Origin of the sequence: Streptomyces alkaliphilus (genome assembly GCF_014141535.1) — a bacterium.
GTDB lineage: Bacteria > Actinomycetota > Actinomycetes > Streptomycetales > Streptomycetaceae > Streptomyces > Streptomyces alkaliphilus.
The window spans coordinates 1-11,239 of the sequence record NZ_VKHT01000061.1 but is presented as its reverse complement, the minus strand read 5'-3'; the positions used below and the strand labels follow the sequence as shown (position 1 = coordinate 11,239).

The window sequence follows — 11,239 nt, the reverse complement described above, 5'->3', positions numbered from 1 at the left end:
GGAGCCGACCCCGGGGCCGGCCGAAAAGGAGTGGGGGGCCGATCCACGGGGGATGACTTCGGTGATCGAAAGCGGTGATCGGGAACGCCGGTACCGGGTTCGGGGCACCGGGCGAGGGATGCAAAGATGTAGTCAGCACGAATTTCTCGGCCGGCGGGATTCCGCCCCTTCGGTCACCCCCACCGGGGAGCCGGCGGGGGCCGGGTCCACGGAACGGGAAGAGCGGGAGGAGCGGGCACCGACGACTCGGGGGACGAGCGGTCACAAGGGGAGATGAGCGGGAGAAACCGAAGGAAAGGTGGGAAAACCCACCATCCCGGGGTGAGCCGGACCTCCCGCCACATCACCAAGGAACCACGAACCGCCGGCAAGTGATGGGGTTTTGATCCATCTTGGGTCGTTTTCCATCCTCCGGAGGGCATCTCCGGTCAGGTGTTCACCCGGGGCCGCCCGGATTACGAACGGCCATGCACGCTCACCGCGAACGACCGACGACGATTCGAGTCGTTTGCAACCCCTTTGAGGGGATCCGGGGGTCACAACTCAGAGTGATTCGTATCTCGGCTGCACAACGGTCCCCGGTACGCACTTGTTGTCTCCGCGATCTGTGAGGAAGCTTCCGGGCAACTTCACACCCGAAGTCATCACACCGCGGAAGGCCCGAAAGATGACCCGATTCGGCAGAACGTCGAAACTGGTCGCCGCGGCACTCGGAGGGGCTCTCGTCCTCTCCGCGTGCAGCAGCGATGACAGCAACAACGGTGGCGACACCGGTGAGGCGAGCGGGAACGGCAACGGTCCCACCGGCTCGATCTACGTCGCCAACGACCAGGAGTACGACTCCTACAACAACACCGTCGCCACCGGTAACTCGCTGAAGAACAGCGTGGTCAACCTGTGGGTGACCACCGGTTTCTGGCACTTCGGCGAGGACGGCTCCATCCAGCGGAACACCGAGTTCGGCACCTACGAGCTGACCTCCGAGGACCCGCTGACCGTCGAGTACACGATCAACGAGGACGCCGTCTGGTCGGACGGTGTCCCGATCGACTGCAACGACGTGACGCTGTGGTGGGTCCAGCAGGGCGCACACCTGACCACCGAGCGCGAGGTCGACGTCCTGGACGACGAGGGCGAGCCGACCGGCGAGACCGAGCTCCAGGAGCAGGCCCTCTTCTCCGCCATCGGCACCGGCGGCATCGAGGACGTCCAGTCCCCCGGCTGCGAGGGCGACGAGAAGACCTTCACCCTGGTCTACGACCGTCCCTACGCCGACTGGGAGTCCAACGGTCCCAGCGGTGGCAACGGTTCCATGATGCCCGCCCACGTGGTCGCCGAGCAGGGCGGCTTCGACAGCGTCGAGGACTTCACCCAGGCCATCCTGGACGAGGACGTCGAGGCACTGGAGGAGGCCGCGACCTTCTTCAACAACGGCTGGACCATCCAGGGTTCGCTCCCGGACGAGGCCCTCATCCCCTCCTCCGGCCCCTTCAAGCTGAGCGGCTACGAGGCCGGCTCGACCGTCACCATCTCCTACAACGAGAACTACTGGGGCGAGGCCCCGGGCGTGGCCGAGGTCGTCTACCGACTGGTCCCGGGCACCGAGCAGCCGCAGGCGCTGCAGAACGGTGACGTGCAGATCATCCAGCCGCAGCCGGATGCCGACATCAAGGAACAGCTCCAGGCAATGCCGGGCGTCGTGCTGGAGGAGTTCGACCAGTACGTCTACGAGCACCTGGACTTCAACTTCGACAGCGGCAGCCTCGCCGACGACCTGCGGCTGCGCGAGGCGTTCGCCCTCTGCGTGCCGCGCGACGTCATCGTGCAGCGTCTGATCAACCCGATCGCCGAGACCGCGGAGCCGCAGGACGTCCGCAACGTCGCGCCGTTCGAGGAGAACTACCAGGCGGCCGTGGAGTACAGCGGCGGCGACCAGTACGGCCAGGCCGACATCGAGGCCGCCCGTGACCTGCTGGAGGAGGCCGACGCCGTCGGCACCACCGTCCGCCTCGGCGCCATCGCCAACAACCAGCGCCGTGAGAACACCGCCCAGCTCATCAAGGAGAGCTGCGACGAGGCCGGCTTCGACATCCAGCCGTACTTCGAGGCCAACTTCTTCGACCTCGATGGTGGTCTGTCCCAGAACACCTACGACGTGGCGATGTACGCCTGGGTCGGTTCCGCCCAGGTGAGCGGCTGGAACTCCACCTTCCGCAGCGCCGAGTGCACCCCCGAGGGCAAGGGCAACAACAACGGTTGCTACTCCAACGAGGAGCTGGACGAGATCCTCTCCGAGATCCTGGTGACCACCGACCTGGACGCGCAGGCCGAGCTGGTCTTCGAGGTCGAGCGGATCCTGTGGGAGGACCAGGTCACCATCCCGCTGTTCGCCCACCCCGGTCTGCTGGCCTACGCCGACAACCTGGAGAACGTGAAGCCGAGCCCGGCTCAGGACAGCTACGTCTGGAACCAGCCGGAGTGGCGGATCGGCTGACTCCCGGCGGGGTGAGCCCCGCGGGAGTACGCCGTCCACCGCACGCGGAGTGATCCGGCCCAACCGGGTCCGCTCCGACGCGGCGACCGCGACACCACAGCACGAGCGGGGCCGGGGGGCATCGCCTCCCGGCCCCGCTCGGGCACGTCGGACCCGCGTCCCGGCCCGCCCCCGGGCGTCCCGCGCTCCGCGCCGGTTTCCCTTCCTGACCTCCAGGAGTCAGCGTCATGCTTGCCTTCATCACGCGGCGGCTCGTCACCTCGGTGCTGATCTTCTTCTCAGCCACCTTCGTGGTGTACATCATGGCCGCCAATCTCGGGGACCCCCTGGCCGACCTCAGGGAACTCCCCCCGCAGGACCGGGAGGCGGCCATCGCCGACCGGACCGAGCGGATGAACCTCGACAAACCCGTCGTGGCCCGCTACTTCCTCTGGCTCGGCGGTGTCCTCACCGGCGACCTGGGCACCAACCGGGTCGGCCAGGACGTCAACCTCATGCTGGAGCGGGCGCTGGGCGCCACCCTCCAGCTGGTTCTCGCCGCCACCGTCCTGTCGATCGTCATCGGCGTCGGCATCGGTGTCATCTCCGCGCTGCGCCAGTACAGCGCCCTGGACCTGGGCGTCACCTTCGGCGTCTTCGTCTGCTTCTCCCTCCCGGTCTTCTGGGTGGCCACCCTGCTCAAGCAGTACGGCGCCATCGAGTTCAACGACTGGCTGGCCGATCCCTCGCTGGCCTGGTGGGTGATCGGGCTCATCGCCCTGTTCATGGGCGCGGTCTTCTCCTCGCTGCTGGTCACCGACCGCCGCACCCGCCTGATGGCCTTCGGTGTCGCCGCGGCCGTCACCGCCGTGCTGCTGGCCGTGCTCTCGGCCACCGCCTGGTTCGCCGACCCGGGTCTGGGTCCGATCGTCATCGGCCTGACCGCAGGCGCCGCCGCCGTCGGCTTCGCCACCCTCTTCAGCGGTCTGGAGTGGAACCCCACCATGAAGGCGGCGGCGATCTGCGCCGCCCTCGGTCTGGTCTCCCACTTCGCCCTGCTGCCCTTCCTGGACGACCCGACGTGGTGGTTCATGGGCCTGCTGGCGCTGCTGACCGTGGCGATATGTTGGGCCGTGGGGTACTTCGTCGGCGGCGAGCTGTACCGTCGCTCCGCCGTCCCGGTCTCGATCCTCACCGGCCTGTTCACGGCCGCCGTGATCTTCGTGGACCGGATGCTGCAGTCCTTCGCCTCCTTCAGCGAGTCCGTGCGCGGGCGTCCGATCTCCACCATCGGCGCCAGCACCCCGAACTACAGCGGGAGCTTCTGGGACCACGGTCTGGACTCCTTCGGGAGCCTGATCCTGCCGACCATGGCGCTGCTGCTGATCTCGCTGGCCAGCTACACCCGGTACAGCCGGGCCAGCATGCTGGAGGTCATGAACCAGGACTACGTGCGCACCGCGCGGGCCAAGGGCCTGCCCGAGCGCACCGTCATCCTGCGCCACGCCTTCCGCAACGGCCTGATCCCCATCACCACCCTGGTGGCCTTCGACATCGGCACCGTCCTGGGCGGCGCCGTCATCATCGAGACGGTCTTCGGCTGGCGGGCGATGGGCGACCTGCTGATCACCGGCATCAACGAACGCGATCCCAACCCGGTGATGGCGTTCTTCCTGGTGGCGGGCACGGCGATCGTGGTCTTCAACATGATCGCGGACATCGTCTACGCCTACCTCGACCCCCGTATCCGGCTGTCCTGAAAGGAGACCGTCATGGTGCAGCCCACCCCGGCGGCGGCCCCGGGACAGACCCCCGGCACGAGTGACGCCGCCCAGGGTATGAACGTCAAGGCCCGTACCCAGACCCAACTCGTCATCCGCCGCTTCCTGCGGCACCGCGGCGCGATCGCGGGCATGGCGTTGCTCTTCTTCGTCATCGCCCTCGCGGTGACCTCGATCGGCGCCGGCCCCATCCCGGGCTGGTGGGACAAGAACCACATCGGCACCGCCGACCTGGTCAACGGCGGCCGGCCCACCCTGGGCCTGTGGCCGGGCTTCCTCGGCGGTGGCGGCGTCCACCTCGGGGAACACCCCTTCGGCCAGGACAACATCGGCCGCGACTACTTCGCGGTGGTGATGCGCGGTACCCAGGTCTCCCTGGTGATCGCGGTCATCGTCGGTGTGGTGGCCACCGCGGTCGGCACCGTGATCGGTGCCGTCGCCGGCTACTTCCGCGGCGCGGCCGAGGCCACGCTGATGCGCGCCACCGACCTGATGATCACCATCCCCACCCTGCTCTTCGCGGCCATGGTCGCGGTGATGTGGGGCAACCAGAACATCGTCACCCTCGGCCTGGTGCTGGGCGCCGTCACCTGGACCCAGACCGCCCGCCTGGTGCGCGGCGAGGTGCTGGCGCTGCGGGAGAAGGAATTCGTGGAGGCCGCCCGCTCGGTGGGCACCTCCGCGGCCCGGATCATCTTCAAGCACCTGCTGCCGAACGTCATCGGGATCATCGTCGTCTCGGTGACCCTGGCGATCTCGTCGGCGATCCTGCTGGAGTCCGCGCTGTCCTTCCTCGGCCTGGGCGTCCAGGCCCCGGACACCTCGTTGGGCAAGATCATCAACGAGTACCGGACGGCCATGATGACCCGCCCCTGGCTGTTCTACTGGCCCGGCGCGTTCATCATCGCGACCGCGCTGTCCATCAACTTCATCGGTGACGGCCTGCGCGACGCCTTCGACCCCCGACAGAACAGGGTGCGTGCCTGATGAGCATGAATACCCCCATCGACCCGTCGGCGGCCCTGGCGACCTCCTCCGCGGCCACGGACGCGCTCGCCGAGTCCGCCGAGGAGGTCCACACCGCCTACACCCTCGCCGACTCCAAGCCCCCGCTGGACGAGGAGGTCCTGCGGGTGGAGAACCTCACGGTGGAGTTCCCCACCGACGAGGGCTCCGTGAAGGCGGTGCGCGGCGTCAGCTACACCGTGCGTGCCCGCGAGGTGCTGGGCATCGTCGGCGAGTCCGGCTCCGGCAAGTCGGTCTCCTCGATGGCCGTGATGGGCCTGCTGCCCCGCAGCGCGCGCGTCCGCGGCCGGGTGCTGTACCGCGGGCAGGACCTGCTGGCCATGCGGCCCAAGCAGCAGCGCTCGCTGCGCGGCAGGAAGATCGCCATGGTCTTCCAGGACCCGATGACCTCGCTCAACCCCGTGCACACCGTCGGTGACCAGCTCGCCGAGGCCGTACTCGCGCACGAGCTGGTGCCCCGGGCCAAGGCCATGGCCCGGGCCAAGGAGATGCTGGAGCTGGTCGGCATCCCGCAGGCGGACCGCCGCCTGCGGGCCTACCCGCACGAGTTCTCCGGCGGCATGCGGCAGCGCGTGGTCATCGCCATGGCGATCATCAACGACCCGGACGTGATCATCGCGGACGAGCCGACCACCGCCCTGGACGTCACCGTGCAGGCCCAGATCCTCGAGAAGCTCCTCGAGGTGAAGGACGCGGTCAACGCGGCGGTCGTGATGATCACCCACGACCTCGGCGTGATCGCCGGCATGGCCCACCGCACCCTGGTGATGTACGCCGGGAAGCCGGTGGAGATCGGCGCCACCGACGAGGTCTTCTACCGCCCGCACATGCCGTACACCGCCGGTCTGCTCGGCTCGATCCCCTCCATGGAGGGCGACCGCACCGAGCGGCTGCGGCCGATCGTCGGCACCCCGCCTTCGCTGATCCACCTGCCGCAGGGGTGCCCGTTCACCCCCCGGTGCCCGCTGGCGACCGACGAGTGCCGGGAGAACGAGCCGGAGCTGCTGCCGGTGCCCGGTGCCACCGGGAAGGCCGGGGACACCCCCGCGCCGAGCGGTGCCGGCCCCATCGGCGAGCACCGCGCCGCCTGCCACCACAGCGACCGGCTCGGCGCCGCGGAGGACGCCACCGTGTTCTTCCGCACCGAGGCCGAGCTCCGTGCCGAAAGGGAGGAGGGACGATGACCACCACCCCCGAGTCCGGCGCGACCGCCACGGTCGACGCCCCCGCCGAGGACCTGCTGACCGTCACCGACCTGGTGGTGAACTTCCCCGTCGTGGGCGGGGGCGTGCTGCGTCGCGTCGTCGGACAGGTGCAGGCCGTCAGCGGTGTCTCCCTGTCCGTGGGCGCCGGGCAGACGCTCGGCGTGGTCGGCGAGTCCGGCTGCGGCAAGTCGACCACGGGGCGGGCCATCCTCCAGCTCATCAAGCCCACCTCGGGCTCGGTGCGTTTCGAGGGCCGGGAGATCACCGGTCTCAAGCGCGCCGAGATGCAGCGGACGCGCCGTGACGCCGGCATGGTCTTCCAGGACCCGATGGCCTCCCTGAACCCCAAGCTGCCGGTGAACGACATCCTCGCCGAGCCGCTGAAGGTGCACGGCCGCTGGCGCGGGGGCGGCAAGGACCGGGTGGCCGAACTGCTGCGGCTGGTCGGCCTCAGCCCCGAACACGGCAACCGCTACCCGCACGAGTTCTCCGGCGGCCAGCGCCAGCGCATCGGCATCGCCCGCGCGCTGGCCCTGGAGCCGAAGCTGCTCGTGCTCGACGAGCCGGTCTCCGCGCTGGACGTGTCCGTGCAGGCGGGCGTGGTCAACCTGCTGGAGGACCTGCGCGACCGGCTCGGACTGGCGTACGTGTTCATCGCGCACGACCTGTCCGTGGTGCGGCACATCTCGGACCGGGTGGCCGTGATGTACCTGGGGAAGGTGGTGGAGTCCGGCGCCCGCGACGAGGTCTACGAGCGCCCCTCCCACCCCTACACACAGGCCCTGTTGTCGGCCGCGCCGCTGGCCGACCCCGAGAAGGAGCGCAGGCGCAGGCGGACGGTGCTCACCGGTGACGTGCCGAGCCCGATCGACCCGCCGAGCGGTTGCCGCTTCCGGACCCGCTGCTGGAAGGCGCAGGAGATCTGCGCCACCGAGGAGCCGGCGCTGGTGGATCGGGGATCGGGCCACCCGGTCGCCTGCCACTTCGCGGAGGAGGACCGGAAGGTGATCTGAGCACCACCGTCACCCTCCCGTCCGTCGCGGGTCTCCCGCGTTCCGACGGCAGCGCATCGGGGCCCCGGACCGCACGGTCCGGGGCCTCCGGTGTGTCCGGGACACCCCGGGCGGCGCGACGGCCCCCGGACGACGCGGGCCCCCGGACCGCACGGGGCGGCCGGGGGCCCGGGGAGCGCCCGGTGTCGGCTCCGGCGGGGACACACCGATGCCGGACGGGCGGGCGGGGCGTCAGTCGGCGCGGGGGCCCTTCTCGCCGTCGCCCGCCTCGCCGGCGTCCCCCTTGTCGGAGACGTCGCCGGTCCCGGCGTCGGGGGCATCGGTGCCCGCCCCGGCCGAGTCGGCGTCCTTGGCCAGCCCCAGGGTCTCCGTGAGCCACTTGTCGAACTCGATGGAGGCCCGCACCCAGCTGACCGTGCTGGAGATGAAGTGGTCCAGCGCCACGCCCATGCCGATCAGCAACTGCTGCTCACCGATCAACCGGACGCTGCCGTCGTCGTGGGTGTGGGTGTACACCTTCGGCCACAGCGTGCGCCGGTTCCAGTCGTTGACCGTCTCCAGCAGGCGCGCCTTGTCCTCGATGTCGTGCGACCGGTCGTAGAAGGTGCGCACGGAGAAGATCCGCTGCTGCTTCTCCCCGCGGAACATGAAGTACGTGCGGAACTGCTCCCAGGGGGCGACCAGGTCGCCCTCCTTGTCCACCACGTACTTCAGCTTCATCTGGTCCAGCAGGCGCTTGACCAGCTCCTGGTCCGGCAGGATCGGCCCCACCGGCTTTTTCGGCTGCCCCTGCTGCTGCCCCTGCTGGCCGGACTGGCCGGACTGGCCGGACTGCGGCGGGCGACCACCGAAGTTCGGGATGGAGGACGGATCGACAGACACGGATGGGTCCCTTCGTACGCGGCGTGAATCTCCATCCTTACGCATCGCCCTCAGGTTCCGGCAACCCGGAGACCGGTCCCGTCCGGATCGATGTCCACCCCCACGGTGTCCCCGTCCCGCACCTCACCGGCGAGGATCGCCCGCGCCAGCCGGTCGCCGACCGCCGTCTGCACCAGCCGGCGCAGCGGCCGGGCGCCGTAGGCCGGGTCGTTGCCCTCGGTGGCCAGCCAGCGCAGCGCGTCGTCGGACACGTCCAGGACCAGCCGCCGGTCCACCAGCCGCCGCTGCAGGGCGTCCAGCTGGAGCCGCGCGATGTGCCTCAGCTCCTCGCCGGTCAGCGACTCGAAGACCACCACGTCGTCCAGCCGGTTGAGGAACTCCGGGCGGAAGGCCGCCCGCACCGCCGCCATCACCGCCGCGCGCTGCTGCTCCACGCTCTCGGTGGGGTCCAGCAGGTGCTGGCTGCCGAGGTTGGAGGTGAGCACCAGGATGGTGTTGCGGAAGTCCACCGTCCGGCCCTGGCCGTCGGTGAGCCGCCCGTCGTCCAGGACCTGGAGGAGGATGTCGAAGACCTCGGGGTGCGCCTTCTCCACCTCGTCCAACAGCACCACCGTGTACGGACGACGCCGCACCGCCTCGGTGAGCTGACCGCCCTCCTCGTACCCGACGTAGCCGGGCGGGGCACCGACCAGACGGGCCACCGAGTGCTTCTCGGAGTACTCGCTCATGTCGATGCGGACCATCGCCCGCTCGTCGTCGAAGAGGAAGTCGGCCAGCGCCTTGGCCAGCTCGGTCTTGCCGACGCCGGTGGGGCCCAGGAAGAGGAAGGATCCGGTGGGCCGGTCCGGGTCCGAGACACCGGCGCGGCTGCGCCGCACCGCGTCGGAGACCGCCCGCACCGCCTCGCCCTGCCCGATCAGGCGCCGCCCCAGCTCCTGCTCCATGCGCAGCAGCTTCTCGGTCTCGCCCTCCAGCAGCCGACCGGCGGGGATGCCGGTCCAGGAGGCCACCACGTCGGCGATGTCGTCCGGGCCGACCTCCTCCTTCACCAGCTTGTCCGGGCCGGAGCCCTCGACCGACTGCCCGGCCTCCTCCGCCTCCGATGCCTCGGCCAGCTCCTGTTCCAGCGCCGGGATCTCGGCATAGAGCAGCTTGGAGGCGGTCTCGAAGTCGCCGTCGCGCTGGGCGCGCTCGGCCAGGCCCCGCACCTCGTCCAGCCGCTCCTTGAGCTCACCGACGCGGTTGAGGCCGCTCTTCTCCTTCTCCCAGCGGGCGGTCAGACCTCGCAGCTCCTCCTCGCGGTCGGCCAACTCGCGGCGGATGCGCTCCAACCGCTGCCGGGAGCCCTCGTCGGACTCGTTGGCCAGCGCGAGCTCCTCCATCCGCAGCCGGTCCACCCCGCGCTGCAGCTCGTCGATCTCCACCGGGGAGGAGTCGATCTCCATGCGCAGCCGGGAGGCCGCCTCGTCGACGAGGTCGATGGCCTTGTCGGGGAGGAAGCGGGAGGTGATGTAGCGGTCGGAGAGGGTCGCGGCGGCCACCAGGGCGCTGTCGGCGATCTGCACCTTGTGGTGGGCCTCGTAGCGGCCCTTGAGACCGCGCAGGATGGCGATGGAGTCCTCGACGGTCGGCTCGGCGACCAGCACCTGCTGGAAGCGGCGCTCCAGCGCCGGGTCCTTCTCGATCCGCTCGCGGTACTCGTCCAGGGTGGTGGCGCCGACCATCCGCAGCTCACCGCGGGCCAGCATCGGCTTGAGCATGTTGCCCGCGTCCATCGCGGAGTCACCGCCCGCCCCGGCGCCGACCACGGTGTGCAGTTCGTCGATGAAGGTGACGATCCGACCCTCGCTCGACTTGATCTCGGCCAGGACGGTCTTGAGCCGCTCCTCGAACTCGCCCCGGTACTTGGCGCCGGCGACCATGGCGCCGAGGTCGAGGGAGACCAGGCGCTTGTCGCGCAGCGACTCGGGCACATCGCCCTTGACGATGCGCTGGGCCAGCCCCTCCACCACGGCGGTCTTGCCGACGCCGGGCTCGCCGATCAGCACCGGGTTGTTCTTGGTGCGGCGGGAGAGCACCTGCACGACGCGCCGGATCTCGTGGTCGCGGCCGATCACCGGGTCCAGCCGGCCCTCGCGGGCGGCGGCGGTGAGGTCGGTGCCGAACTTCTCCAGCGCCTTGTAGCTGCCCTCCGGGTCCGGGGAGTCCACCCGGCGCCCGCCCCGGGCCGCGCGGAACGCCTCGTCCAGCGCCTTGTCCGTGGCGCCCTGGCGGCGCAGCAGCTCGGCGGTCTCCCCGCCCCGGGCGGCGAGCGCGATCAGCAGGTGCTCGGTGGACACGTAGCCGTCGCCCAGCTCGCCGGCCCGCTTGGAGGCGTCGGCGATGACGGCCAGCAGGTCGCGGTTGGGCTGCGGCTTGGCGACCGAGGCGCCCTGCACACTCGGCAGCGCGCCGAGCAGCCGCTCGACGCCGGAGCGCAACGCGGCCTGGTCCGCCTCGACGGCGGCCAGCAGATCACGGATGTTCTCGTTGTCCTGCCCCTCCAGGAGGGCGAGCAGGAGATGGGCGGGGGTGATGTCGGGGTGGCCGTCGGTCAGCGCGCGGTTGTTGGCCGCGCCGATCGCGTCCCGACTCCTGTTGGTCAGCTCGGCGTTCACCCGGGAGCTCCCCTCCTCCGGCTTTCCGGTCGGTTGATGGGTGGTGGTCCGGGTCGTCCGGCCTCCGGACGCCCCCGCGGGGCACACGGCTGAGGCTTCAACCATGCACAATGTTGAGTCTACTACGCTCAAGGCTGTTTCGACATGCCCGCCCCTCACACCGGGGCCCGCCGCCCCGGAAGGGCCCCGGAACGCTCCGCAC

The 11,239-nt window shown here is 70.2% G+C and carries 7 protein-coding genes; 5 read left to right on the top strand and 2 right to left on the bottom strand.

Annotated features, from left to right (window positions below):
* The first annotated feature begins 667 nt into the window (after positions 1-667).
* From FNQ90_RS04055 to FNQ90_RS04035, 5 genes are all read left to right on the top strand, one after another.
* Positions 668-2,494, top strand: a complete 1,827-nt coding sequence (locus FNQ90_RS04055) for an ABC transporter substrate-binding protein (protein WP_182605002.1) — start codon at positions 668-670, stop codon at positions 2,492-2,494.
* 227 nt (positions 2,495-2,721) lie between these two features.
* The gene (locus FNQ90_RS04050) at positions 2,722-4,233 is read left to right on the top strand and encodes an ABC transporter permease (protein WP_182605001.1); all 1,512 of its coding nucleotides are present in this window, start codon (positions 2,722-2,724) and stop codon (positions 4,231-4,233) included.
* A 12-nt stretch (positions 4,234-4,245) separates the two neighbouring features.
* Entirely contained in the window at positions 4,246-5,241 is a 996-nt protein-coding gene (locus FNQ90_RS04045) for an ABC transporter permease (protein WP_182605000.1), read from the top strand.
* The gene (locus tag FNQ90_RS04040) at positions 5,241-6,464 is read left to right on the top strand and encodes an ABC transporter ATP-binding protein (RefSeq protein ID WP_182604999.1); all 1,224 of its coding nucleotides are present in this window, start codon (positions 5,241-5,243) and stop codon (positions 6,462-6,464) included. Before FNQ90_RS04045 ends, FNQ90_RS04040 begins: the two co-directional genes overlap by 1 nt.
* A complete protein-coding gene (locus tag FNQ90_RS04035; protein ID WP_182604998.1) occupies positions 6,461-7,498 on the top strand; it encodes an ABC transporter ATP-binding protein in 1,038 nt (345 codons plus the stop codon). Before FNQ90_RS04040 ends, FNQ90_RS04035 begins: the two co-directional genes overlap by 4 nt.
* A gap of 231 nt (positions 7,499-7,729) precedes the next feature.
* Here FNQ90_RS04035 and FNQ90_RS04030 read toward each other — a convergent pair whose 3' ends face one another.
* Positions 7,730-8,380, bottom strand: coding sequence for a YbjN domain-containing protein (locus FNQ90_RS04030; RefSeq protein ID WP_182604997.1), 651 nt, complete (start codon positions 8,378-8,380; stop codon positions 7,730-7,732).
* Positions 8,381-8,430: 50 nt separating this feature from the next.
* A complete protein-coding gene (gene clpB / locus FNQ90_RS04025) occupies positions 8,431-11,037 on the bottom strand; it encodes an ATP-dependent chaperone ClpB (protein WP_182604996.1) in 2,607 nt (868 codons plus the stop codon).
* Between the last annotated feature and the right edge of the window lie 202 nt (positions 11,038-11,239).

What these genes read in the sequence shown, in the direction of transcription:
- FNQ90_RS04055 (WP_182605002.1), top strand. Translation starts at nt 668, where the DNA reads ATGACCCGATTCGGCAGAACGTCGAAACTGGTCGCCGCGGCACTCGGA.
- FNQ90_RS04050 (WP_182605001.1), top strand. Translation starts at nt 2,722, where the DNA reads ATGCTTGCCTTCATCACGCGGCGGCTCGTCACCTCGGTGCTGATCTTC.
- FNQ90_RS04045 (WP_182605000.1), top strand. Translation starts at nt 4,246, where the DNA reads ATGGTGCAGCCCACCCCGGCGGCGGCCCCGGGACAGACCCCCGGCACG.
- FNQ90_RS04040 (WP_182604999.1), top strand. Translation starts at nt 5,241, where the DNA reads ATGAGCATGAATACCCCCATCGACCCGTCGGCGGCCCTGGCGACCTCC.
- FNQ90_RS04035 (WP_182604998.1), top strand. Translation starts at nt 6,461, where the DNA reads ATGACCACCACCCCCGAGTCCGGCGCGACCGCCACGGTCGACGCCCCC.